Origin of the sequence: Streptococcus sp. 9.1, assembly GCF_016648815.1 — a bacterium.
Taxonomy (GTDB): domain Bacteria; phylum Bacillota; class Bacilli; order Lactobacillales; family Streptococcaceae; genus Streptococcus; species Streptococcus salivarius_E.
This window is the reverse complement of sequence record NZ_JACLQS010000008.1, coordinates 37,444-62,184: the sequence shown is the minus strand read 5'-3', so window position 1 is coordinate 62,184 and position 24,741 is coordinate 37,444. Positions and strand designations below refer to the sequence as shown.

Genomic DNA, 24,741 nt, shown 5'->3' with positions numbered 1-24,741 from the left:
GTTTTCTCCGTTTTCTTTATATCTTTTATTTTTGTTACTAAGTTTTCTTAACCACAACGACTGATTTGCAGACGGTATGATTTCCGTGAGTAACCATAAGGTCCAGATGGGCTCTACGTCTGGTTTCAGCAATAATACTTGGTGTAATCGTCACCTTGTCATCGATCTGAGCTGCCTGAAGAAAGTAAAACATCATTTCTTCAATCACAAGACCATTTTGTTCCTGCTTTTCCATGATACGATAGACAACCTCTTTAACCATCTCTGCAAGAACACCTTGAGTGAGGTTTCCAGAATTGTCAATCATAGTGGGCTCGACCTCAAAGCTGAAAGCATGCTTGTCCTGGTTTAGGTTAGCTATCATTTGATCGCTAAAGGTGTGCAAGTTGCCACGATTATTGTCCTGAAGTTCTTCCAAAACCTGACGACGGGTGATAACACCTAGATAGTGTTTTTCTTCATCCACAACAGGAATGATATCAAAGTCCTCAAAAATCATCTTTTGGGCCACAGTTGCCAGACTAGTCTCAAGTCGTGTCACCGTCGGCTTGGTCATTATTGCCTTGAGCATGGTCGTCGGTTGCTGATTAGACACATCTCGCATGGTCACAATCCCAATCACTTTTTCAGACTCAGACAGAATAGGAAAACGCACCAAGTTCGTCCGTTTCACCAAATTCTGAAAATCCCTGACTGTCATTTCTGGAGTCATGTAGTTGTAGTTTTCTCGTCTGGTATAGACTTGGGCTACAGTCTTGATGTCTGTTTTGATACGGACATTCGAAAGTGCCTGGTTAATCATGGTTGCCACGGTAAAAGTATCGTAAGTTGTTACCATGACTGGAAATTGCTTCAAACGTGAAAGCTCTTTAACCCTATCGGAAACCCGAAAGCCCCCCGTCACTAAAATAGCATTATTGTGTTCTAGGGCAAGCAATTGAATATCCTCACGGTCCCCAACAATAAGAAGATCTCCTTTGGTTAGATAACGGGTGATATTCTCAATAGTCATGGCTCCGATATAGAACTTACTGAAGACACGTTCCAGACCTTCATGACCAGAGATAACCTCAGACTCTGTAATCTCCGCAATCTCCGCAAAGGTCAGCTTATCAAGGCGAACCTGGACTTTCTTTTCAATTCGAACCGTCCCACTCCGAGGACGTGTCTCAACCAACCCTCGATTTTCAGCTTCTTTAATGGCTCGATAGGCAGTTCCATCAGAAACCTGTAAGTGATTCGAAATACTACGCACACTAACACGCTTACCGATAGGTAAGGCCTCTAGATAATCTAGAATTTCTTGATGTTTACTCACAGTTCTCCTCCTTCTCAAAGCGGAGATAATCACGCATGGTACGGGTGTATCGGTCTGCTCCCTTAAAGCGGGACACAAGTTTAAAGCCAGACTTCTCCGCTACACGAATCGATGCCTTATTTTCCAAGTGGGCAATAAGAATAATACGATCCATTCCCATAGCTGTCAAAGCCAAATTTGACAGACAAGTAACTGCCTCTGTCATTAAGCCTCTACCCCAGTATGAGGCATTCAAAAAATAGCCAAGCTCTGCAGTCCGTTTCTGGACATCTATCTTTTCAAAACGAACGACGCCAATCATCTTTTCTAACTCTTTATCTACAATAGCCCATACACCTAGAGGCTCCTTCATGAAGTAATGAACCAAAAGGCAATCCGTTTCATGCTGTGTTTGAGTAGCAGGAAAGAAAAATTGTAGATTCTGAGGATTTGATACAATTTCGTGTAAATCAAAACGATCCAAAAAGATGAGTGGTCTAAAAGAAAGGCGCTCCGACTCAAAGAAGGCAAAAGCACCCAGACTAGTCCAAATATCCATGGTAGTATTATAACACAGTTTTAGAAATGGAAAAAGGCTCAACCACTAGGGGTTGAACCTTAGACTTAATCTTCAATCAAACGAATATCTGCACCAAGGTCAGAAAGTTTCTCAATGATATTTGAATACCCACGAAGGATAAACTCAATATTGGTAATTTCAGTTTGACCTTCTGCCATAAGACCTGCCGTAACAAGCGCAGCACCTGCACGCAAATCACTGGCTTTTACTGGCGCACCTGAGAGTTGCGTTGGACCATTGTAAACAATTTGTCCACCGAGTACCTGAATATCAGCACCCATACGAGCCAATTCAGGAACGTGGTTCACACGCTTCTCATAAATCGTATCAATAATTTTTCCTCGACCACTTGCTTTCAGTAACAAAGGTGTCATCGGTTGTTGTAAATCCGTCGCAAAACCTGGATAAGGCGATGTCTTAATGTCAACAGGTTTTAAATCACCTTGCTCTTCAACAAAGATGGCATCTTCTTCAACTGTCATACGAACACCCATTGCTTCAAGTTTAGCGATAAAACTTTCAAGGTGTTCATAAAGAACATTTTTAACCTTAATTCCCTTACCGATAGCCGCGGCCATAGCAATGTAGGAACCCGCTTCAATACGGTCTGGAATAACCTGATGACGAGTGCCATGCAAGCTCTCTACACCTTCAATCGTGATGACTTCTGTACCAGCGCCACGAACACGTGCGCCCATATTGTTAAGAAGAGTTGCTACATCAATAATCTCAGGTTCACGCGCCGCATTCTCAATGACCGTACGACCGTCAGCCTTAGCTGCTGCCAACATGGTATTAATCGTTGCTCCAACACTGACCGTATCCATGTAGATATGAGCACCCTTAATGCGTTGACTAGCATCAGTCGCAATACGCATAGATTCGTCTTCATAGGAAATGCTAGCACCCATCGCTTCAAAAGCTTTAAGGTGAAGGTCAATAGGACGTGGTCCCAAATCACAACCACCAGGCAAACCTACTGTTGCTTGACCGTAACGTCCAAGCAAGCTACCGTAGAAATAATAAGAAGCACGAAGACTGTTAATCTTACCAAATGGCATTGGCATATCCTTAACGCCTCGTGGATCAATTTCGAGTGTTTCGCCATCACGCTTAACAGAACCACCCATTACTTCTATAATTTCAATTAGGTTATCGACGTCGCTGATTGCTGGGACCCCGTCAAGAGTAACCACTCCATCAGATAAAATGATGGCTGGAATCAATGCAACAACTGAATTTTTAGCACCTGATACTGTAACTTCTCCCTGAAGTTTCTTACCACCATTGATGATAATTTTACGCATACTGTTCAATCTTTCTTATACTGGAATATTAGCTTTTACATTCTACCATAGATTGAGGTGCATGACAAATTAAGAACTCTAACAATTATCGGACAGTTTCACTTGACCATTTAAACCAGCCCTTAAAACGGATGGCTCCGTCTTTATCTGTTCGTAAAATTTTAATGTGGCGTTGCTTAAAACGTTCTATTGTTTCATCATTTGGATGTTTATAACGATTGTTCTCACCAGCTGAAACAAGTGCAAGGGAGGGGTGCAGCTGGTCCAAAAAAGCTTCAGACGAAGAACCTTTTGAACCGTGGTGTCCAGCTTTGAGGACGCTTGCCCTTAAAGTTGGATAGCTAGCCATCAGTTCCTCCTCTCCTTCTTTTTCCAAATCACCGGTAAACAGAAAACTGCTTCCTAATAGCTTTCCGTAAAGAACTATCGAATCATTGTTACCACCATCACCAATTTTATTGGGATAAAGAACCTGTAGATTGCTTCCCATCATAGGTAATTTGTCGCCAGCCTTTAGAGTGTGAACTGGGCATTTTATAGTCCGAAGTCTTTTAACAAAGCTAGACTTAGTCAAAGCCCCCTGACTGACACAGATTTCCTTAATCTTAAAACACTTGGCCACTTCTTCCAAATCACCAATATGGTCTGTGTCCGTATGCGTCAGGACCAGATAATCAATTTGAGACACTCCTCTAGCCTCTAGATAGGGAATCAAGGTTTTCTCCGCATTGCTCGTCTGGCTAGACTCTTGCCATTTTTCCTTAGTCCCAAACGTCACCCTGCCACCCACATCAATTAGGATAGTCTCGCCTTTCATACTCCTCAGGAAAATACTATCTCCCTGACCCACGTCAACCACAGTCACCTCATTGGTTAAAGGATGTTTGACCCAGACCATCAAAAGTCCAAAAATCATCAAAAGGCAAATCCTAAACTGAGGCTTTTTCCAAAAATCAAAGAGCAAAATCAATACAGCTATCATCAAGCCAAACTGAAACAAACTAGGTTTCCCTAAAATCAAAGGTTGACCTATCCAGGATTGTATCCAAGTCAAAAAGGACTCCATCCATTCAAAAAGTGGGTTGATTTGAGAAAAGATTACCAGTCCTGAGAGGGCAAAGAATACTGTCAATACAGGCAAGAGAAAGCTATCAAATACTATGGAAAAAATCGCTGTTAGAATTAAACTAACTGGTTGAAAGGTTCCATAATAGTAAGTTAGAAAGGGCAAAATCCCAATACTCAATACCAAGCTCGTATAGATTGATTTCTTTAAAGATGACAAGTCCTCAAAATCAAACAAACACAACAAGAAGGCATAGGAACAACTTAATACACCTCCCACTGTTAAGAGAAAATGAGGTAACAAGAGAAACAATAGAAGCAAGGTTATTCCCATATTGTCCAGTTTTTTAATACCAAACTCAGCCAGCAAACTTTGAACCAAGGAACGTAGGACTGAAGCTGTCCATCCTGTCATTAGGCCATAACATAAGGAAAAAGGCAGCAAGACGATAAATAGATAATCTTTAGGAAGACCTAAGCGTAGGAGACCGTAGCGAAACCATCCCAGAAAAAAGCCCACTTGCATCCCCGAAAGTGCGAATAGATGAATAATACCTAAACTTGTGTAAAGCTGACTCTGCTCATCGAACTCCTTATCCAAATACCCAAAGAGCAGGCCTGTCATATAGTGTCTCATAGGACTAGGAAAGTGCGTCTGGATATGAACCAAAGCCCTCCTCCTCAGTTGATGGAAAAAAGCTAGGGGAGATAGAGATTTTTGAGGTACCACTTGGTCCAAGCGCTCAATCTGAGCGATTCGATAAATGCTTTGACTGGCTAGATAAGACTGATAATTAAACCCTTGAAAATTACGTTGACCAGTTGCTGGGGTTAACGTAATTTTCCCTTTTAATACTAGCGTTTGACTAGTAGTCTTGAAAAAATGCTGCTCCTTCTCAGATTTGAGTCGGTAAAAGACCTGATAGTTTTGTCCCTTGGCCTTACCGATAGCGGATAATTGCTCACCATTAACCGATAGCGTATCAGCAACCAGAGTCACCTGATTGATTTCAGCAGGGGCTTGTTTATCTTGTATGCTAGCTCTATGATGCAAGAATAAAAAGTAGACCAAAAAGAAACTACCTACAAGTCCCACCAACTTTAGGGCTGCCTTATTCTTCCAATGATGCTTCAAAAAACAGACCATAAGAAAGACAAAAGCACCAATAGCGTAAACATTAGTGACAAAAATCGTAAAATAAAGGGCAGCTATTAAAAGAGACAAGGAAAAAAGATTGATTGGCGCTTTTTTAAGCCACATAGATGGACTCTCTGATTTTATCTAACGTTTTATCACCAATTCCTGAAACATTTTTCAGGTCATCTACGGACTGAAAGCCGCCATGACTTTCGCGATAGGCGATGATATCCTCTGCTCGCTTAGCTCCAATTCCAGAAATGGTTTGCAATTCCTCTGCAGTCGCTGTATTTAAGTTAATTTTCCCATCCTTAGCATTAGTTTGTCCTCCTTTGTCAGACACCTGACTAGTTCCTGATTGACCAAGGACAGAAAGGTTTTCATCCTTAGTTGCTACATAGATAACCTCTTCGTCTGACAAGCTTGCGGCTAAATTAACACTCTTAGCATCCGCATCCTCGGTCATTCCCCCAGCTGCTTTGATGGCGTCAGTCACCCTAGCGCTTGCTTTTAAGGTATAAACACCTGGATTGGCCACAGCCCCCTTAACATCCACTGTTACTTTTGACTTATCCTTTTCACTTTCTTCAGTCTTTGACTGAGAAGACACTTCAGTAAGTGATTTTGACCCTTCTTTGGATGAGGAGGTTGACAATGTTGTCACATCTGTATAAGACGTCTCCGCCTCCATGCTGTTGCCGGCACCACAAGTCATCCATAGAAAGAAGCAAAAAATCACCATCAGTACAGCGATGACACTCACAAACAGACGATTATCTTTGACATAGGCTAGAATCTTTTCCTTCACGCTATTCTCCTTAATTGATATATTTTCTTTCTTATTCGTAAAAAATTTTAAAAATATATCAAAAAGTAAAAAACTCTATCAGATCTATGTCTGATAGAGTTTTTAGCTTATTTCTGAGTTTCTTTGGCACGGTGTTTTTCAGGATTCCAAACAAAGCTAGCTACATATGAGAAAGCCATGGTCAAAAGTACCGCAATGATAGCCACAATACCGAGAGGTACTCGGTAAACATAAGTCAAAGGATTGGGTTTCTTGCCTGTTTGATAACTCAAAGCTTCCTCATCAAGGCGATCAAATTCAGACTGGATACGACGAGCAACCTCTTGGATATTTTCGTCATTCAAACGCTTCAAATCTGAAATATCAATGGGATTACCATAGTTCATATCCACACGTTCACCTGTCAAGAGCCCCTTGAGTTCACGAGGTCCTTGATAGACAACCGGCATAATCTTAACCTTAGCCATCTTAGCGATAACTGCAACCCCACCCTTAACATCAGATGAATGGCGGCTACCACTTGGGAACATAATCAAACTACGGTTACTCTTCTTAAGCATGTTAACAGGGTACTTGATAGCTTCTTGACCAGGATTTTCACGGTCAATTGGGAAGGCTCCACACATACGGATCCACCAACCAAAGATACGACTCTTGAAGAGTTCTTTCTTAGCCATGAAAATAAACTGCTTAGGACGAGCTGAAAAAGCCATATAAACAGGGTCCCACCAAGTTCGGTGCGGAGCAACCAAGATATAGTTTTCGTCCTTGTTCAATAATTTATCGCGATTGTGGTAATGGGCATTCCCATTGATAATCCATAGAAGGAAGACAACAAGCCCACGTAAATAAGCGTAAAACACGTTTTTACCTCTTTTTCTACAAGTTTTTTACTATTATACCAAAAAAGGAGCGCTTTTTTCATCGAATTTCTTTGTAAACTATTGAAAATGGTGTGGCACTTTCTAATAGTTTGAGCTATAATGTAACTATGAAAAAAAGTATTGAGATTATAGGGAAAAATAGAAAGGCACTTAATCTTTGCCTTATTATTGCAAACTTGGCTATTCTGGCTATCCTAGGATTTGTCCTATTCCAACGCCATAACACGAAATCTGAACAAGTAGCCAAGGCTGAAAAGACTGAACAAGTCGCTAATAGCACAAGCTCATCTTCAGAAAAAGCTAAAAAAGAGGATAAAACAGAACTCAAAAAAGGAAGCAACCACAGCATTGAGGCGTCTGACTACGCCTATGATGTCACTGCCGTTAATAACACTATCCGAGGAAAATCAGATGATGTTAAGGGTAAGGTAGTCTTTTTAACCTTTGATGATGGGATTGATCCCACTTTGACACCACAAGTCATGGATATCCTGAAAGAGTATGGCGTTCACGCAACCTTCTTCCACATCGGCTATACCATCACACCTGAAAATGGGAACATCCTCAAACGCCAAATTACTGAAGGACATGCCATTGCCAACCACAGTCTTAGCCATAATTTCAATCTGCTTTATCCAGGACGTGTTCCTAACCAAAGTCAGATTGTTTCTGAGGTTAACCAAACCAATGCCAATTTCCAAGCTATCTTAGGCAAGGACTTCAAGACAAGAATTTTCCGTTATCCTGGTGGTCATATGTCATGGCAAGGTCTAGAAAGTACTGATCATGCTCTCGCCAAGGAAGATATCCAGTGGATTGACTGGAACATGCTCTGTGGAGATGCAGAACCACTCTCTGTTCGTCCAACCACATCTGAAAGCATGATGGCTTATATGGACGGTTCACAGAAATATTTCCCTGAAACTACTGTTAAAGTTGTACTAATGCACGATACAGCTGGTAAGGAGCTCACTGTTCAGACCCTTCCACAAATTATCGAATACTTCAAAAATCAAGGATATACCTTCGGTGTCCTAGAGTAATCACTCGCAACAGTTCCTTTGGGAGCTGTTTTTTGTTACAATAAAAACTATGACAAATCCAATTTTAAAAGATGGAGAACGCATTGACCAGCTCTTCTCCACAGATGTGAAAATCATTCAAAATAAGGAGGTCTTCAGCTACTCTATTGATAGTGTCCTCCTCTCGCGATTCCCAAAAATTCCAAAGAAGGGGTTAATCGTCGACCTCTGTTCCGGAAATGGTGCCGTGGGTCTCTTTGCCAGCACACGCACCGAGGCACCAATTACCTTGGTTGAGTTGCAAGAACGCCTAGCTGATATGGCCAAACGTTCCGTAACTCTTAATCAACTAGAGAATCAGGTGACTGTTGTCAATGATGACCTAAAAAATTTACTTGACCATGCCCCACGATCTCAGGTGGACCTTATCCTCTGTAACCCTCCCTACTTTAAGGCGACAGAAACGTCCAAGAAGAATCTGTCAGAGCACTACCTCTTGGCCCGTCACGAAATCACAACCAATCTAGAGGAAATCTGCCAGGTCGCACGTCATGCCCTCAAATCTAATGGACGCATTGCCATGGTGCATCGTCCTGATCGCTTTTTGGATATCATCGACACCATGCGCCAGTATAATCTAGCACCTAAACGCATCCAGTTTATCTATCCTAAGATGAGACGTGAGGCAAATATGCTCCTGATTGAAGCCATTAAAGACGGCTCGACAGATGGCTTGAAAATCCTTCCACCTCTCTTTGTGCATAAGGAAAATGGTGATTATACTGACGAAATCTTTGAGATTTACTTTGGAAAAAAGGCTGAAGGTGAGTCCTAAACGATGACAGCAAAGGATAGCAAGGCCTACATGTATGTGGTTGAGTGTGCCGATGGCACCCTCTATACAGGCTATACCACAGACGTCGAACGCCGCCTCAAAACCCATAATGCAGGCAAAGGCGCCAAGTACACCAGAGCCCGCCTACCAGTTAAACTCCTCTACTCAGAAGCCTTCGCCAGCAAACCAGAGGCCATGAGCGCCGAAGCACTCTTTAAGAGAAAAAGCCGAGAGAAAAAACTAGCCTATATCAAAGAACACACGGAAAAATAACCGTGTGCTTTTTGATATAGGAAAACGCTCTATTTTCATAGAGCGTTTTCATTGTTTATTTATCACCCTTGTTACGGATAACAAATCCGTTTTTCTTTTCGCTTGAGGTACGGTGTGGGCGTTTATTGCCACGGTTTTCGAAGTCACGGCTATTCTTCTTAGACTTGCGTTTGAAGTCACGACGGCCACCATCTCGATCATCGCGGTTACGGTCGCCACGGTATCCACCACGACGGTTGTTATCGCGACCACGGTTGCCACCACGGCCACCTTTGCCGCCTTTACCGCCAAAGCCACCACCTGATGGTTTGAATGGCAATGGTTTTTCACGGGCAATTTCCACTTCTGGCATTGTCTCTGGGTCTTGAACGGTCAAGCTCAAGATGTAAAGTGCCAATTCTTCAGGAGTGAATTCTTGAGCCAATTTAACCGCGTCACCTTTGAACTTGTCAAAGTTAGAACGGATAGCTTCATCCGCAAAGTCGCGTTCGATCTTCTTAAGGGCAACTTTCTTCTTAGCTTGGAAGGCTTCTTGAGCTGTTGGTGGCTTAAGACCTTTCATGCGTTTCTTAGTCAAGTTTTCGATGATTCCCAAGTAACCCATTTCGTTTGGAGCAACGAAAGTAATCGATTGACCTGATTGGCCTGCACGGCCTGTACGTCCAATACGGTGAACGTAGCTTTCTGGGTCTTGTGGGATATCGTAGTTGTAGACGTGAGTGACACCTGAAATGTCAAGACCACGCGCTGCAACGTCTGTGGCAACCAAGATATCGATTTGGTCGTTCTTGAAGTCACGGATAACACGAAGACGTTTGTTTTGGTCAAGGTCACCGTGGATACCTTCTGCACGGAAACCACGAAGTTTCAAACCACGTGTCAACTCGTCCACACGACGTTTGGTACGTCCAAAGACGATTGACAACTCTGGTTGGTCAACGTCCATAAGGCGAGTCATGGTATCGAACTTCTCTTGTTCCTTGACTCGGATAAAGTATTGGTCAACGTTAACATTGGTCAATTCTTTAGCCTTGATTTTCACATGCTCAGGATCTTTCATGAACTGAACGCCAATACGTTTGATGGCATCAGGCATAGTTGCTGAGAAGAGAAGGGTTTGACGTTCTTCTGGTACTCGGCTAATGATAGCTTCAATGTCTTCAAGGAAGCCCATGTTAAGCATTTCATCAGCTTCATCCAAAATCAAAGTCTCGATATTATTGAGTTTAAGAGCCTTACGTTTGATAAGGTCAAGGAGACGACCTGGTGTCCCTACTACAATGTGGGCACCTGAACGGAGGGCCTTGATTTGTTTCTCAATGCTAGAGCCACCGTAGACTGAGCGAACCTTAACGCCCTTATCACGGCCAAAACGGAAAAGCTCTTCTTGAGATTGCACTGCCAACTCACGTGTTGGGGCAATCACAAGGGCTTGGATTGTATTTTCTTCTGTACGAATTTTATCTAGGGTAGGCAAACCAAAGGCAGCTGTTTTACCAGTACCAGTTTGGGCCTGACCGATAACATCCTTACCTTCAAGAGCGAGTGGTATCGTCAACTCTTGGATAGGTGATGGCTTTTCAAAACCGGCAGCTACAACAGCTGATTGGATGTCTTCTGATAGGTTTAAATCTGTAAATTTCAAAGTATTCTTCTTTCTATTTGAAGGCGGTGCGAAGCCACCTTATGAGACTTGGTTGTGTAGTATGTTAACTACCTGTATTTAATAGTCGTTTATTTTAACAACTCATCTAGTCTATCATATTTAAGAATAAAAAGACAGTGAATAACGTTTTAAAACCGCCTCCAATTTGAGAAGACGGTTTCACTCACTAATTATTATTTATGGACCAACCAACGCAAGTAGCGGGCCAAGACCAAACAAAGGATCGCACTACCGATAATGATGAAAATCCAGGCTGGACTGACAGTCATAAACGGTAGAGGAACATTCATCCCAAAGAAACCAGTAATAACGGCAAGCACTCCTAAAAGTACCTCAATAATGGACAGATTGCTCAAGTTGTTGTTCAAGTTGTTGTTTAGGATATTGTTATAAGAACCTGATAGGTGCTGTAAGACCTTAGAAATAAGATCCGTCATGGCAACCAACTGCCTGGCTTCAATCATGGCATCATCAAACTGCTCTTTTTCGACCTCATTGAGACGACGATAAATGGCGTGCCCCTTGATGTGTTCCAATAGAAGACGGTTTTGTGTGGCTGCAGCCACCAAATAGACCATGCCTATTTCCAAATCTGAAAGATCGTAAAGATTCTTACTCGTCGTTGTCTGTCTTAGGCGTCGACTAACCTCATCTTTTTGCTGATCCAAACATTCAATGACGGGATAGTAGGCATTTGAAATCATCTCAAGTCCTGCAAAGAGCAATTTGTAGATAGACAAATCCTCATGGTTATCCACATAATCTTGCATCTTGCTTATCACATAAGCGTTATCCTCGTTACTAATGGTCACCAAACGCGTATCTTGAACAATAAAGGTCAGAGGAATGGTTTCATAGTATTCCTTGTCCTTTTCAAGTGCCAGAACGTTATAGATAAAGGTGATTGTCCCATTCTCACGATTGTAGTCCATGTGGGCTCGTTCATTTTTATCCAAGGCATACTCTATGGTTTCCTGGTCAATATCATACTTGGTATAAAGGTAGGATTGCTCAGAAATAATATCTGAGTCAATATTAATCCAGTGACGCTTATAACCCAGTTCTTTTTCAATAAACATTTTTCTTCCTCATTACTTTAGCACTGCTGCTGCCAAAGCTTGTTGAATTTCAAAGACATTATTATCACTCTTAAATTGAAGGACCTCTGCGGGCTCCAGTGCTGATGAAATCCAAATCTTAAGTTCAGCATCTAGGTCAAAGTGCCCTGAACTTTCTACAGTAAAACGAGAAATCGAGTGATAAGGGATAGACTTGTAGGAAGTCTTCTTCCCGGTAACACCTTGCTTATCGACTAAAATCAAGCGCTTCTCTGTAAAGACAATCAAGTCACGAACTAAAACATAGGCTAACTCCACCTGTTCACCTGGAATTAAGATCCCCTCCAATTGGCGCTCAACCTTATCATTATCTTTTTTAGATGCGTTGCCAAGCAGTCCTGAAAAAAGTCCCATAGTTGTTTCTCCTTTTTTATTGTAAAGATAATCCTTGCTTTAACTATACCACAATTTTAGGATTTCAGACACTTGCAGAAATGGGTTTCTAGTAGTACAATTAAAGAGTCACAAGAGGAGCAATTGCTGAGAATGGCTAGCTTGATTTTTTCTTCAAGACTTGCCTAAACTCTTACCACCTGATCAGGTTAGGACCTGCGTAGGGATGTGTCTCAAAATAGATTGAAATAGAGGAACTTCTATGACGTCGTTTTGATGTGGCAAAAAACAGCCAATCAAGACGATTGGTATAGGAGGTTTTTTTATGTCGAAAACAAATATTCGACCAATGATTGAGGTTGCCCTTTTTGCAACCATTGCTTATATTCTGGACTTAGTTACTCAGCCCATGTCACTAGGCCCTTGGATTTCCCTTTCCTTTAAGATGGTACCTATCTTTCTCCTCAGTTTTCGCTGGGGCTTAAAAGCTGGTGCTATGGGCGGTCTTATCTGGGGGCTACTTCAAGTGGTGACAGGACAGGCAGCCGGTGGTTGGCTGACCTTGACACAAGGGTTTCTGGAGTACTTTGTCGCCTTTAGTCTGATTGGTATCAGTGGTGTGGTCAAACCAGCCCTTGATAAAGCCATTAAACAAGGCAATAAAGTCAAGTCTCTGATGGTGATTACTGAGGGGATTCTTCTTGGTAGCTTCGCTCGTTACCTCATTCACTTTATAGCCGGTGTCATCTTTTGGGGAAGCTATGCCCCTAAAGGACAAAGCCCTTATCTCTATTCATTTATTGTCAATAGCTCATCCTTCCTTGGAGAAACATTGGCCAGCCTCATCGTTTTCTTCGCCCTACAACGATTCCTAGGCAGGTTACTAAATACGGAAAAATAAAAGAAACCATAGGACAGTCTTAATTGACAGTCCTATGGTTTTTCTTGTTTTCATAACATATTACGACACGAAGTCAGACGGCTAGCTAGACACAAGATAGGGGCTAGCGTCAGAAGATGAACGATTTACATAAACTATACATAGTATTACGACATGAGAAAACGGAAACGATTTTTTTCCGTTTTCGAGTTAGTAAGGGACTTAGCCACGGTCTCATAGTATGTAGTGTAGATATCATTATTAAGATTTTTCGACGCGAAGTCAGACGAATCGATATTATTCGTCTGACGCAGTTAGTGAGACGGCTAGCTAGACACAAGATAGTGGCTAGCGTCAAAAGATGAACGATTTAAAATCGTCATCTTTTGTGCCGTATTACATCTTCTCTTCCAATGTTACATCTGGATATTTGTCCGCAAACCAACGAAGGGCAAAGTCATTTTCAAAGAGGAAGACTGGTTGGTCAAAGCGGTCTTTGGCCAAGATATTTCGGCTTGATGACATGCGTTCATCGAGGTCCTCAGGTTGAATCCAACGCACAGTCTTTTTACCCATTGGTGTCATAACGACTTCGGCATTGTATTCATTTTCCATACGGTGTTTGAAAACTTCAAACTGAAGTTGACCAACGGCACCAAGCATGTATTCACCTGTTTGGTAATTGGTGTAGAGCTGGATGGCTCCTTCTTGCACCAATTGTTCAATTCCTTTATGGAAGGACTTCTGCTTCATGACGTTTTTAGCAGAAACTTTCATGAACAACTCGGGCGTAAAGGTTGGTAGGGGCTCAAATTCAAATTTGTTTTTACCTACAGTAAGGGTATCACCAACCTGGTAAGTTCCTGTATCGTAAACCCCGATAATATCTCCAGCCACGGCATTTTCGACATTTTCACGGGATTCAGCCATAAACTGAGTGACGTTAGAGAGCTTAGCTCCTTTACCAGTACGTGTTAGATTAACACTCATACCACGCTCGAATTCACCAGACACGATACGAACAAAGGCAATACGGTCACGGTGACGTGGGTCCATGTTGGCTTGGATTTTGAAAACAAAACCAGAGAAATCCTTGTTAAGAGGATCAATCTCATCGCCATCCACTGTCTTGTGACCATGTGGTTCTGGTGCAAATTTGAGGAAGGTATCGAGGAAGGTTTGAACCCCAAAGTTAGTAAGGGCAGAACCGAAGAAGACCGGTGTCAATTCACCAGCTAAAATAGCTTCTTCAGAGAATTCATTACCCGCTTCTGTCAAGAGTTCGATATCTTCCTTAGCTTGCTCATAGAATGGGTTGTTGGCAAAAAGAGTATCCCCATCTTCAATCTTGGCAAAGCGCTCGTCACCTTTATAGAGCTCCAAGCGTTCGTTATAGAGGTCATAAAGTCCTTCGAAGGCTTTACCCATACCGATAGGCCAGTTCATTGGGTAGCTGGCAATACCAAGCACTTCTTCCAACTCTTCCAAGAGGTCAAGTGGCTCACGTCCATCACGGTCCAATTTGTTCATGAAGGTGAAGACAGGAATCCCACGGTGTTTGACAACTTCGAAAAGTTTTTTGGTTTGGGCCTCGATACCTTTGGCTGAGTCAACAACCATGACGGCAGCATCAACCGCCATAAGGGTACGGTAGGTATCTTCTGAGAAGTCCTCGTGCCCTGGGGTATCAAGGATATTGACACGTTTACCCGCATAGTCAAACTGCATCACAGATGAGGTTACTGAGATACCACGTTGTTTCTCAATATCCATCCAGTCTGATTTGGCAAAATTTCCGGTTTTCTTACCTTTTACGGTACCAGCTTCACGGATTTCACCCCCAAAGTAAAGCAATTGTTCAGTGATTGTTGTTTTACCGGCATCGGGGTGAGAGATGATGGCAAAAGTACGGCGTTTTTTGATTTCGTCTTGGATACTCATAATTTTCTTTCTTCTTTAAAAATAATCTTTTTGATACTTTTCCTTAGCGGTATCGGACGTCAGTAGCTTCCTTAAAAATTGCAAAATGTCTATGCTCCATAGCTACTGAGTTTTACCAGATTGAAAAGTAAGATAGTTGTAGCACTTCTTTCAGAAAATTTCTGTCTTTTGAAAGCTACATTTGTTGTCGAGGCTTGCGATAATTCTCGCAGGCACAGCACTTTTATTATATCCAAATTACAGTGTGAAAGCAATTCTGAAAGCGTTTTGTGTTAGAATAAAACTAGAATAAAACAAATAAATTGACAAAGCACGCTATCAACTTTCTGATAGCGTGTTTCTTCATTTATTTAATATTTCTCTTCAAAATGCTCCAGACCTTTTTTCATGATTATCATGAGAATAATCAGAGACCCTGAAACAGCAAGGTATTTGACAAATAAGGGAGCTCCCATAATAAATGGTGTGTGTTTAAGCATGCCATAGTTTCCACCAATAGTCTGATTAACTATTACCAAAGCTAGATTCAGTAATAAGGTGGCCACGACAATCAGCCGCTTACTGATTGGATGAGTTTTATAACTATTAAAAATTACATTCAGGCTATTGACCAGTAGGGCATAGTGGCCAATTAGGAAAGAAAAGCCTGTGATATGAGGAAACTCATAGGGATCAAATACTGGATAAATCAATGCACAGTAAGTCCCGACAACTCCCATAATAGCGAAATAGCTCTTTATTCTACTATTTTTCAGGAGGAGAACAGCAAACATGGCCATGCGACAATGGTAAAGGGGCAGACTAATGTAAAGTGGAAAGCCCTGCCAGAGGTACCAGGTATAAAGGGCAAAGAGTTGAATGGCTTGGATAGTGAGAAAGGTCCAACGCCATATCTTATTCTTATACCAACGCCAACTCAAGTAACTCAAAAGTACCATCGCCAAAAGCATAAGCAAATAATAGGGCAAAGGTATCTGAGGTGGATGAGTTTGGGTGGTTGTCAAAAAATTCTTCATTCTCTTCTCCTGCTGAAATTACTATGCCTGCTATTATATCAAATTTCAGGGTAAAGCAAAAACCTGCTTTAGAGAGCAGGTTAGAGAACTTAATTCTTAGCTTGTAATTCTTCCACGACCTTGGCTAGGTTCATAGAGTTAGAGCCCTTGAGCAAGATTTGATCGTGCTCACCTAGGCTTTCTTTGATTTGTTTGACCATAGCGTCAAATTGGTCTTCGTCAGCTGTTTTCTTGAAATAATAAACATGACCAAGAGGGAACATTTGGCTAGCAAGTTGCGACAATTCTGCAATATCCTCACCGTAGAAAATCACCGTATCAATAGCATCTGGTGTCAGACTTAGTATCATCTGCGTGTGAAGTTGCACAGACTGTTCACCGAGTTCTTTCATATCAGCTAGGACAGCAATTTTCTTGCCTCCTTCATTCTTAGGAATGGCTGAGAAGGTCTCCAAAATGAGCTTCATAGCTGTTGGATTGGCATTGTAGACGTCGGAAAGAATATCAGCACCATTGGCTGCTTTTTTCCATTCGGTACGGTTCTTTGTAAGCTGCAAGTTAGCAAGAGCTGAGAGGATATTTTCCTCAGTTACACCCAAGTGTTTAGCGACATAGGCAGCAACCATGGCATTTGTGGCATTGTATTTTCCAGTGACTGGCAAGGTAACTTGTCCGTCTAGGAAGTTTGTTGAGAAGGTGAGGTGGTCTTTGAACTCTGTCAACTCAGAGACCGTAAGCTCCGCACCATCCCCAAAGCGTACCACTTCAAGATTGCTTGGCAAGAATGGATCGACGATAGGATCACTAGGTACAAGCAAGAGGCTACCATCAGGCATACCGTCTTGCATTTGCATTTTACCTTGAGCAATCTTGTCACGGCTACCAAAGAATTCCAAATGAGCCTCTCCGATTAAGGTAACAACAGCTGTTTTTGGCTTCGCCAAGGTTGACAAGAGGTGAATGTCTCCCATGTGGTCTTGCCCCATCTCCAGGACGATTTTCTCCGTATCATCAGGCATGTGTAGGGCAGTATAAGGAAGACCAATCTCATTGTTGTAATTACCTTGGGTCTTGTAAGTACGATAGGTTGTGGCCAAGATATCATGAATCATGTCCTTGGTCGTTGTCTTACCGTTAGAACCAGTCACCGCAATAACGTCAACACCAGTCTTTTCAAGATAGTAGGCAGCCAGTTTTTGGAAGGCTTCAAGAGCATCATCAACTAGGATATGGGCTTGATCAGCCGATAATTCTTTTTCTGTGAATGTCGCTAGAGCACCATTGTCAAAGGCTGTTTGGATAAAATCATGTCCATCACGCGCACCTTTGAGTGGCAAAAAGAGGTCGCCCGCTGTAATCTTACGGCTATCAAACTCAATCTGGTTAATGGCAACATCTTCATAGGCTGTGACATCATTTTTAGCGCCAACAACCTTGGCAATTTCATGGAGTGTCAGTTTCATCTTAAAATCCTCTGTTTTATTTTTACAAGTCTAGCAAGAAATAAGATTTTCTTGCCCGCAATCACTCCCAATTATATCACAAATCAGGCTAGCTTTTGCTTGGGAGATGAATTTGTTACAATGGTTGATGAGAGGATTAGGCATGACAAAGAAAAAATTAATCACTCTCTCTAAAGGAGAGGAAAATATAAATAGCGACTGCCAAAGTATTGAAGAACCCAAAGGATGGCGCTTTGATTGGAGAAAGATAATCCCACTAGAGCCAACAGCTGAATTGATTATCTTAGTGCTGCTTGCACTGCTGTATGGTGGTTTTTATTATTACAAGCACTATACGGTCAATGAAAGCAATATCTACGGACTTTGGCAATCCGAAAACCACACGCTAGCCATTTCCTATGAACACATCCGAAGACATGGTGATACGAATTGGCAAGTCGTCCAGGATGGCAAAACGATAATCAATGTTGCAGATACTCGTACTATCAAAAAAATGAATGACGAAACACTCCATATTGAGGTCTATGCTCCAGAAAATATCCTCTCAAAACTTCCTCAAAAAGGCGGTTACAATTACTTGGAAATGTATGTACGAAAAGGGAATCTCCTAACTTATGATGGCGAGTCCTACAAGCGTATCAATTCTGGAAACAAGACTATCACTTGGAAAGATGGTTCTACCAGCCCTTATGGTGAACGGAAAACCAACCTATCTACAATTGTTCAAACTATCTATCGTGGAATTCTGGGACTGGGCTTCTTTCTTGTTATTTTAGAGGCTCGGCAAAAGAGGAGAGAAAAACTCAATGAGACACCAAACAAACAGAAAATACGCTGACCGAAAGAAATTCAATCGAAAGTATCATTCACAAAAAGCATATCGAAAAGAACAAAAACGCAAAACTGAATGGCGAGCACGTTGGGATAAATTTACAGACCGTTTAGCCAACATTGTTGGGATAGGTTTCCTAATCCTCTTACCTATACTCATTATTTATGGTATTTTCTTTGATGATGGGGTTTCTAAAGATGGTATCTACGGTCTGTGGCAATCTGAAAATCATCAGCTTGCCATATCATATAAAGATGGTTCAAAGGGAAGTAAGCGTGATTGGGATATTGTTCAAGATGGAAATATCCTCATTAAAGATGCACGCATTGATGATATTAAACGCTTAGAGGATGGGACCCTCTACATTGAAGTTTATGCCAAGGAAAGTCTGTTTTCAGACCTTCCCACAAAGAACGGCTACAACTATTTAAATATGTATGTCCGTAAAGACAATTACTTGACCTATGATGGCGAATCCTACAAACGGATTGATGATGAAAACAAGAGCATTACCTGGAAAGATGGTTCAAAATCCCTTTATGGTCAACGAATAACCTTGTTTGATCGTCTGAAACCTTATATCGTATTTGGATTTATTGGTTCTATGATTTTGTATGCCATTTTTGTCGATTGGAGAATAAAAAGAAATCTAAAAAGGAAAAATAGGCTAAATGAGGCATCAACTAAAGAGAAAATACGCTGACCGACAGAAAATTAATATAAGTGACCATTCACAAAATGAATATCGAAGAACACAAAAGTACAAAACTGGATGGCGAGCACGTTGGGGTAAATTCAAAGACCGTTTAGTCAACATTTTGAGGATTTGTTTTCTAATCATGGTACCTATAGTCAACATCTATATTAGATTCTTTTATGATGGTATCAGTGAAAATAGTATCTACGGGCTATGGCAGTCTGAAAACCACAAGCTTGCTATTTCCTATAACGAAGGAGGAAGAAGTCGTAAGTACGATTGGGAGATTGTACAAGATGGAAAACTCCTTATCAAAAATGCTCGAATTCAGAAAATTAAAGGTCTTAAAGATGGAACCATCTACATTGAAGTTTACGCCAAGGAAAGTCTGTTTTCAGACCTTCCCACAAAGCACGGCTATAACTATTTGAATATGTATGTACGGAAGGATCATTATTTGACTTATAATGGTGAGTCCTACAAAAGGATTGATGATAGGGACAAAACCATTACTTGGAAAGATGGCTCTACCTCGGTCTATGGTGAACGCAAAACTTTTTTTGATTATATTGAACCATTTCTTTTTTGGGGAATGATGGGAGCCCTTTTCTTGTCATGTATTGTCATTTGTTGGAGAAACATAAAAAGCAAAAAGTGAGAAAAAAATCACCCTAAAACAAGAAAAACCATCCCTGCTTCTAGCTAAGCTAAATAGCCACGGGGTGGGTTTTTATTCTTATTAAGCAAGACTCGCCTCTTACGAAGGCTGTCAGTCTTATTTCACTTCGCCACCTTCAACCACGAGGTCATCAGCTTTAGCTGCATCACCGTAAGTTGGACGAAGTGTTTTTTCATAATCTTTGTGGAAGAAATTCTCTTTACCAAGTTTCTTAATGTCTTTATTGATAAAGTCAAGGAGTTCTTTGTTACCTTTTTGAACGGCTGGGGCAATGGTATCTGGGTTACCAAGTGATGTGATTCCTACTTCATAACCTTTATTTTCTAGAGCCCAAGCAAGAACTTCTGTATTATCAGTTGAGAAGGCATCGCCACGACCATCAAGGAGGGCTTGGTAAGCATCGCTATATTGGTCATACTTTTGCAATTTGATATTTGGGTAGTTCTTTTCAAAGTAAGTTTCAGCAGTTGTTCCCTTAGTAACAATCAAAGTCTTACCTTCAAGCTCTTTAACGTCCTTAATGACCTTGTCTTTAGGTGACACCACACCGATTGAGACTTTCATGTAAGGAAGGGCGAAGTCCACTTGTTTCTTACGTTCATCAGTTACTGTAAAGTTGGCAAGGGTAATATCTACCTTATTTGAAATCAAGAATTCTGCACGGTTGGCCGCATCTACTGAGACGTATTTAGGTTTAACACCCAAATCTTTGGCCAAACGGTTCCCAAGTTCAATATCGTAACCTTGGTAAGCACCCTTGTTATCTACATAACCGAAAGGTTTCTTGTCCGCAAAGACGGCGATACGGAGTTCACCACTCTTCTTAATTTCTTCGATGGTACGTGCTTTGGCTGTTGATTTACCAGAGCTACTGTTACTTGAGCAAGCAGTCACTGCCACCAAGGCAAAGACGAGGGCTAATAGGGCAAAAATTTTCTTTGTTAATTTCATAAATATCTCCTAAAATATTATATTTTCACTAAAAACAATGGGTTACAAATAGGCACCAAACTTACTGAAGTCAAAGACATTGAGGAACTCTTGAGCTCGCTGTGTCTTTGGATGATTGAAGAATTCTTCAGCAGTTCCTTCCTCAGCGATGACTCCCTTATCCATAAAGATAATACGGTCAGCGATAGCACGCGCAAACTGAAGCTCATGGGTCACGATCAACATGGTCCGTCCTTCTTGAGCGAGGTCGTTAATCAATTCCAGAACCTCACGAACCATCTCAGGGTCAAGCGAAGCCGTCACCTCGTCAAAGAGGATAACTTCAGGATGCATGAGCAGGGAACGAACAATGGCCACACGCTGCTTTTGACCACCTGACAGTTGTCGTGCGAAGCTATGCTTCTTGTCCAGAAGTCCCACACGATTCAAAAGTTTCTCAGCCTCCGCAATGACTTCTTCCTTATTACGCCCTTGAGCTTTGACCGGCCCCAAAATCAGATTTTGCAGGATGTCCAAGTGTGGAAAGAGGTCATAACTTTGAAAGACCATTCCGATTTTCTGGCGAATCAAGTGGAAATCCTTCTTACTGCCAGTGATAGACTTGCCATCAAGGAGAATGTCGCCTCCTTGAATCGTCTCCAAGCCATTGATGCAACGTAGCAAGGTCGATTTCCCACAACCTGAGGAACCCAGGATAACAACGACTTCACCTTGTTTAACATCCAAGGAGATGCCTTTGAGAATCTCATTGTCCCCAAAGGACTTTTTCAAATCCTTGATTTGTAAAATGCTTTCTGTCATCTTAATTCCTCCAACGATTTTCAAGATAAGTAGACAGCTTAGATACTGGGTAACAAATGGCAAAATAAAGAATCAAAATCGTGCCATAAATCCAGAAAGAAGCTGTTGGAATAGTCAGGCGGTTACTGTCGATAATCTGCTGACCAACCTTGGTCACCTCAACCACGCCAATCAAAACCACCAAGGACGTCGTCTTAATCATCCGTGTCACCAGGTTAATAGCCTGAGGCAACAAGCGACGCAAGACTTGTGGAATAATCACATAGGTATAGAGTTGCCCATTGGTCAAGCCAAGGGCCCTTCCGCTCTCAAACTGGTGTCTAGGTAGCGACGTGATTGACCCACGCACCAAATCACCCATCTCAGCCGTTCCCCAAAGGGTAAAGACGATAATAGCCGATAGCTCGCCTGAGATATTGATGTTAAAGTTCCTAGCCAGACCAAAATAAACAATAAAGAGCAAGACCAACTGGGGCATGATACGAATAAATTCCAGATAAATACGTGACAAGAAACGAATAATCTTAGACTTCGAAGTCATGACAATCCCAAAAAGTGTTCCTAGTAAAAGGGACAGAAGAACCGAGACGATGGAAATTCCAATAGTTACGCCTAAACCTTGTAAGATACGTAGGAAATTATTCCCCTGAAGAAGAACCTGAAAGCCCGAATCCTGCATAGCGTAACCTCCTTTCAATCCAACTAAAGACTAGAGAAATCGGCAGCAACATCAAGAGATAAGCCACCACCAACATACCTAGAGCTACATCGGTTTCGTAGTAAAGACCAATCAAATCCTTGGCCACATACATCAAATCCGCCAAGGCTACCGCTGAGAATACTGACGTTTCCTTGATAAGGAAGATGACGTTAGCACTAAATGACGGAAGCGCCACAGCCACTGCCTGAGGAAGGACCACATAGCGAAAGACTTGGAATGGCGTCAAACCAATAGACAACCCCACTTCATGCTGGGTCTCACTAACAGCCTCTAGGCCACTTCGGAAGGACTCCGCCATATAGGAACCACCCAAGAAAATCAAACCTACCACAGCACAAGCCTCTGACGATAGAACCAAACCTATACGAGGCAAGCCAAAGTAGAGAAAGAAAAGCTGAATCAAGAGCGGCGTATTACGAGATAACTCAATATAAGCCGTCGAAAGCTGACTCAAAATCGGCACTCGGTAATGACGAATAACACTCACCACCAAGCCCAAAAGGAAGGAACCAAGAATCCCCAGAACGGCAATATGTAAAGTTAAAAAGAATGCCTTCTGATAAAAGGGCAAATACTGTTGAACAATGGACCAGTCCAAAACTTACCTCCTCATTTAAGATACAAAAGGCGTGTAAAATTCCGTAAAACAAATAGGAAACTGACGACGTGTGCTGGCACACTAGGAAGTCTATCTTTTGTTCTAGGAATTTAGCCTATGTTCAATTCTACAAGATACAAAGGGCGTGTAAAATTTCGTCAACACTTGCTGACTGCCATCTACTTCTAGCCCTTTGACCTTCACTCGCCTCTGATAATCATCGCGATACGCAAATCTTCATCAAACACGAACGAATTGCTTTATTTCATTTGAAACGTTAGATTTATTCTACCACCTGTTAGATTATTTGGATAATATGTATTTTTTATCGAGGTGATAAAGAAAAGATATAAATAAAATCTAGATTTCTGTAAAGAAAAAACACCTCAGTCTCAGAAATTTCTCCGAGACTAAGATGTCTGTGTTCTAAATCATATTTCTTAAATCAAATGGCTTTCACGTTTATCAAACATTTCTTGTCCCAAGGTTACCAATTCCTTGATAAGGTCTGAGTAAGAAAGTCCCATATTTTCCCAAAGAAGTGGATACATAGACCATTGAGTGAAACCTGGCATAGTGTTGAGCTCGTTAAGGTAGATGGCTCCATCCTCTGTCAGGAAGAAATCACAGCGGGCAAGACCACAACCACCGAGGGCACGGAAGGCCTTAGCCGCATAGGAACGCATTTGCGTCATGACTTCTGCAGGCACGTGAGCTGGGATGTCCATGGTAATCTTATTGTCAATGTACTTGGCTTGATAGTCATAGAAAGCCACATCTTTGACTACTTCACCTGGATCAGTCGTTTTGACATTTGCATTGCCAAGGATACCAACCTCGATTTCTCGGGCAACCACACCTTGCTCAATCAAGATACGACTATCATATTTGAGAGCCAGATCAATCGCTGCACGAAGCTCTGCTTCATTTTCAGCTTTAGAAATCCCAACAGATGACCCCATGTTAGCAGGTTTGACAAACACTGGGAAGGTTAATTTTTCAAGCGTCTCTGCTACTGCTGCTTCCAAATCTTCACCCTCGATGAAGACTGTGTAGGCAACCTGAGGCACACCAGCAACTTCAAGAATATGCTTGGTCATAATCTTGTCCATAGCCACACTTGATGAAAGAACATTGGTACCCACATATGGCAATTTGAGGGTTTCGAGGAAACCTTGGATAGAACCATCCTCACCCATAGGACCATGAAGAACTGGGAATATCACAGCGCCTTCTTCATAAATATCGCTTGGTTTGATAGCCTGACTAGCCACAACTGTGTCATTAGTCATGAGCTTCTCGTCATCACCTGGTGTTTCTGTAAATTCTTGTGTTTTGATAAAATCACCAGACTGAGTGATAAAGTAGGTTTTAACCTCAAATGCGCTGTAATCCACCGCACGCATAACACTCTCAGCTGAGAGCACAGACACTTCACGTTCTGCTGAACGTCCACCGTAGAGAAGGATAAGGGTTTGTTTAGACATAGGTATACCGTTTTCTTTTCTTGATTTTCTAGTCTCAATTTTGAGAACATAATTACTTTAATCATATCACAAAAGGAAGGGATTTTCAAAAAGATTATGGGTAGAAAAAAACAGCCTGATAGCTGTTTTTTCTTGTCTTAAATTTCGTCACCAAGTTCGAACTTAGTGCCTTTGAGGGCACGCTTGAGAGACCACTTCCATGGTTTACCTTCGATAGTGACTTGTTTGTTTTCGAGGTCAACTTTAACATTCTCAACGCCTTTGACAGCAGAGAGTTTTTCGGTAACGGTGTTGACACAACCTTGGCATTTCATTCCTGTAATATTATATGTTTTTGTCATTTTTCTTT

General features: G+C 41.7%; 25 protein-coding genes and 1 riboswitch. Of the genes, 7 read left to right on the top strand and 18 right to left on the bottom strand.

What is annotated here, in order from left to right; translation table 11 throughout:
- Positions 1-37: 37 nt before the first annotated feature.
- The 6 genes from spxR to H7T93_RS06870 all read right to left on the bottom strand — a co-directional run bounded on the left by spxR (position 38) and on the right by H7T93_RS06870 (position 7,058).
- Positions 38-1,318 carry a CBS-HotDog domain-containing transcription factor SpxR gene (spxR, locus tag H7T93_RS06895; protein WP_201041711.1) on the bottom strand — a complete coding sequence of 427 codons (1,281 nt, stop codon included), beginning with the start codon at positions 1,316-1,318 and terminating at the stop codon, positions 38-40.
- Complete coding sequence (locus tag H7T93_RS06890) at positions 1,311-1,856, bottom strand: GNAT family N-acetyltransferase (protein WP_073950327.1); 546 nt, start codon at positions 1,854-1,856, stop codon at positions 1,311-1,313. Before H7T93_RS06890 ends, spxR begins: the two co-directional genes overlap by 8 nt.
- Before the next feature lie 65 nt (positions 1,857-1,921).
- The gene (locus H7T93_RS06885; protein ID WP_175057726.1) at positions 1,922-3,184 is read right to left on the bottom strand and encodes a UDP-N-acetylglucosamine 1-carboxyvinyltransferase; all 1,263 of its coding nucleotides are present in this window, start codon (positions 3,182-3,184) and stop codon (positions 1,922-1,924) included.
- An 85-nt stretch (positions 3,185-3,269) separates the two neighbouring features.
- Positions 3,270-5,510 carry a DNA internalization-related competence protein ComEC/Rec2 gene (locus H7T93_RS06880; protein ID WP_201041710.1) on the bottom strand — a complete coding sequence of 747 codons (2,241 nt, stop codon included), beginning with the start codon at positions 5,508-5,510 and terminating at the stop codon, positions 3,270-3,272.
- Positions 5,500-6,195: a helix-hairpin-helix domain-containing protein gene (locus tag H7T93_RS06875; protein ID WP_021143743.1), complete on the bottom strand. Its 696-nt coding sequence runs from the start codon at positions 6,193-6,195 to the stop codon at positions 5,500-5,502. The genes H7T93_RS06880 and H7T93_RS06875 overlap by 11 nt, the downstream gene beginning before the upstream one ends.
- 107 nt (positions 6,196-6,302) lie before the next feature.
- Positions 6,303-7,058: a lysophospholipid acyltransferase family protein gene (locus H7T93_RS06870; protein WP_021143742.1), complete on the bottom strand. Its 756-nt coding sequence runs from the start codon at positions 7,056-7,058 to the stop codon at positions 6,303-6,305.
- 128 nt (positions 7,059-7,186) lie between these two features.
- Here H7T93_RS06870 and H7T93_RS06865 point away from each other — a divergent pair, with 128 nt between their 5' ends.
- From H7T93_RS06865 to H7T93_RS06855, 3 genes are read left to right on the top strand one after another with little or no spacing between them, the layout of a single operon-like run.
- Entirely contained in the window at positions 7,187-8,122 is a 936-nt protein-coding gene (locus tag H7T93_RS06865; protein ID WP_021143741.1) for a polysaccharide deacetylase family protein, read from the top strand.
- A gap of 49 nt (positions 8,123-8,171) precedes the next feature.
- Positions 8,172-8,936, top strand: coding sequence for a tRNA1(Val) (adenine(37)-N6)-methyltransferase (locus H7T93_RS06860; RefSeq protein ID WP_059749235.1), 765 nt, complete (start codon positions 8,172-8,174; stop codon positions 8,934-8,936).
- Between the two features lie 3 nt (positions 8,937-8,939).
- Positions 8,940-9,209 (top strand): GIY-YIG nuclease family protein, encoded by a 270-nt coding sequence (locus H7T93_RS06855; protein ID WP_118172086.1) that lies wholly within the window; start codon positions 8,940-8,942, stop codon positions 9,207-9,209.
- A 55-nt stretch (positions 9,210-9,264) separates the two neighbouring features.
- On the opposite strand, the gene H7T93_RS06850 is transcribed toward H7T93_RS06855, so the two are convergent.
- The 3 genes from H7T93_RS06850 to H7T93_RS06840 all read right to left on the bottom strand — a co-directional run bounded on the left by H7T93_RS06850 (position 9,265) and on the right by H7T93_RS06840 (position 12,347).
- Positions 9,265-10,854 (bottom strand): DEAD/DEAH box helicase, encoded by a 1,590-nt coding sequence (locus H7T93_RS06850; protein ID WP_164332042.1) that lies wholly within the window; start codon positions 10,852-10,854, stop codon positions 9,265-9,267.
- A 194-nt stretch (positions 10,855-11,048) separates the two neighbouring features.
- Positions 11,049-11,954, bottom strand: a complete 906-nt coding sequence (locus H7T93_RS06845) for a magnesium transporter CorA family protein (RefSeq protein ID WP_195968836.1) — start codon at positions 11,952-11,954, stop codon at positions 11,049-11,051.
- Positions 11,955-11,966: 12 nt separating this feature from the next.
- Positions 11,967-12,347: a PH domain-containing protein gene (locus H7T93_RS06840; RefSeq protein ID WP_013991039.1), complete on the bottom strand. Its 381-nt coding sequence runs from the start codon at positions 12,345-12,347 to the stop codon at positions 11,967-11,969.
- 103 nt (positions 12,348-12,450) lie between these two features.
- A riboswitch (TPP riboswitch) is annotated at positions 12,451-12,570 on the top strand.
- Between the two features lie 81 nt (positions 12,571-12,651).
- Between H7T93_RS06840 and thiT the strand changes: the two genes are divergently transcribed.
- On the top strand, positions 12,652-13,227 hold the full coding sequence (thiT, locus tag H7T93_RS06835; RefSeq protein WP_002884661.1) for an energy-coupled thiamine transporter ThiT: 576 nt from the start codon (positions 12,652-12,654) through the stop codon (positions 13,225-13,227).
- A 375-nt stretch (positions 13,228-13,602) separates the two neighbouring features.
- On the opposite strand, the gene H7T93_RS06830 is transcribed toward thiT, so the two are convergent.
- The 3 genes from H7T93_RS06830 to H7T93_RS06820 form a co-directional block, all read right to left on the bottom strand.
- The gene (locus tag H7T93_RS06830; RefSeq protein ID WP_002884210.1) at positions 13,603-15,147 is read right to left on the bottom strand and encodes a peptide chain release factor 3; all 1,545 of its coding nucleotides are present in this window, start codon (positions 15,145-15,147) and stop codon (positions 13,603-13,605) included.
- A gap of 350 nt (positions 15,148-15,497) precedes the next feature.
- Positions 15,498-16,163 carry a TIGR02206 family membrane protein gene (locus H7T93_RS06825; protein ID WP_002891577.1) on the bottom strand — a complete coding sequence of 222 codons (666 nt, stop codon included), beginning with the start codon at positions 16,161-16,163 and terminating at the stop codon, positions 15,498-15,500.
- Positions 16,164-16,252: 89 nt separating this feature from the next.
- Positions 16,253-17,626: a UDP-N-acetylmuramoyl-tripeptide--D-alanyl-D-alanine ligase gene (locus H7T93_RS06820; RefSeq protein WP_002891578.1), complete on the bottom strand. Its 1,374-nt coding sequence runs from the start codon at positions 17,624-17,626 to the stop codon at positions 16,253-16,255.
- 142 nt (positions 17,627-17,768) lie between these two features.
- Here H7T93_RS06820 and H7T93_RS06815 point away from each other — a divergent pair, with 142 nt between their 5' ends.
- The 3 genes from H7T93_RS06815 to H7T93_RS06805 all read left to right on the top strand — a co-directional run bounded on the left by H7T93_RS06815 (position 17,769) and on the right by H7T93_RS06805 (position 19,813).
- Positions 17,769-18,464: a hypothetical protein gene (locus H7T93_RS06815; protein ID WP_080583701.1), complete on the top strand. Its 696-nt coding sequence runs from the start codon at positions 17,769-17,771 to the stop codon at positions 18,462-18,464.
- A complete protein-coding gene (locus tag H7T93_RS06810) occupies positions 18,433-19,161 on the top strand; it encodes a hypothetical protein (protein ID WP_195519940.1) in 729 nt (242 codons plus the stop codon). Before H7T93_RS06815 ends, H7T93_RS06810 begins: the two co-directional genes overlap by 32 nt.
- Before the next feature lie 136 nt (positions 19,162-19,297).
- Positions 19,298-19,813 carry a hypothetical protein gene (locus H7T93_RS06805; protein ID WP_371595663.1) on the top strand — a complete coding sequence of 172 codons (516 nt, stop codon included), beginning with the start codon at positions 19,298-19,300 and terminating at the stop codon, positions 19,811-19,813.
- Between the two features lie 117 nt (positions 19,814-19,930).
- Here H7T93_RS06805 and H7T93_RS06800 read toward each other — a convergent pair whose 3' ends face one another.
- The 6 genes from H7T93_RS06800 to copZ all read right to left on the bottom strand — a co-directional run bounded on the left by H7T93_RS06800 (position 19,931) and on the right by copZ (position 24,733).
- Complete coding sequence (locus H7T93_RS06800) at positions 19,931-20,785, bottom strand: cysteine ABC transporter substrate-binding protein (RefSeq protein ID WP_002884332.1); 855 nt, start codon at positions 20,783-20,785, stop codon at positions 19,931-19,933.
- Positions 20,786-20,827: 42 nt separating this feature from the next.
- Positions 20,828-21,586: an amino acid ABC transporter ATP-binding protein gene (locus H7T93_RS06795; RefSeq protein WP_022496122.1), complete on the bottom strand. Its 759-nt coding sequence runs from the start codon at positions 21,584-21,586 to the stop codon at positions 20,828-20,830.
- A 1-nt stretch (position 21,587) separates the two neighbouring features.
- Complete coding sequence (locus tag H7T93_RS06790) at positions 21,588-22,265, bottom strand: amino acid ABC transporter permease (RefSeq protein WP_022496121.1); 678 nt, start codon at positions 22,263-22,265, stop codon at positions 21,588-21,590.
- On the bottom strand, positions 22,225-22,905 hold the full coding sequence (locus H7T93_RS06785) for an amino acid ABC transporter permease (protein WP_022496120.1): 681 nt from the start codon (positions 22,903-22,905) through the stop codon (positions 22,225-22,227). Before H7T93_RS06785 ends, H7T93_RS06790 begins: the two co-directional genes overlap by 41 nt.
- Positions 22,906-23,345: 440 nt before the next feature.
- Entirely contained in the window at positions 23,346-24,392 is a 1,047-nt protein-coding gene (locus tag H7T93_RS06780) for a D-alanine--D-alanine ligase (RefSeq protein WP_195519942.1), read from the bottom strand.
- Positions 24,393-24,529: 137 nt separating this feature from the next.
- Positions 24,530-24,733: a copper chaperone CopZ gene (copZ, locus tag H7T93_RS06775; RefSeq protein WP_004183213.1), complete on the bottom strand. Its 204-nt coding sequence runs from the start codon at positions 24,731-24,733 to the stop codon at positions 24,530-24,532.
- Positions 24,734-24,741: the final 8 nt, after the last annotated feature.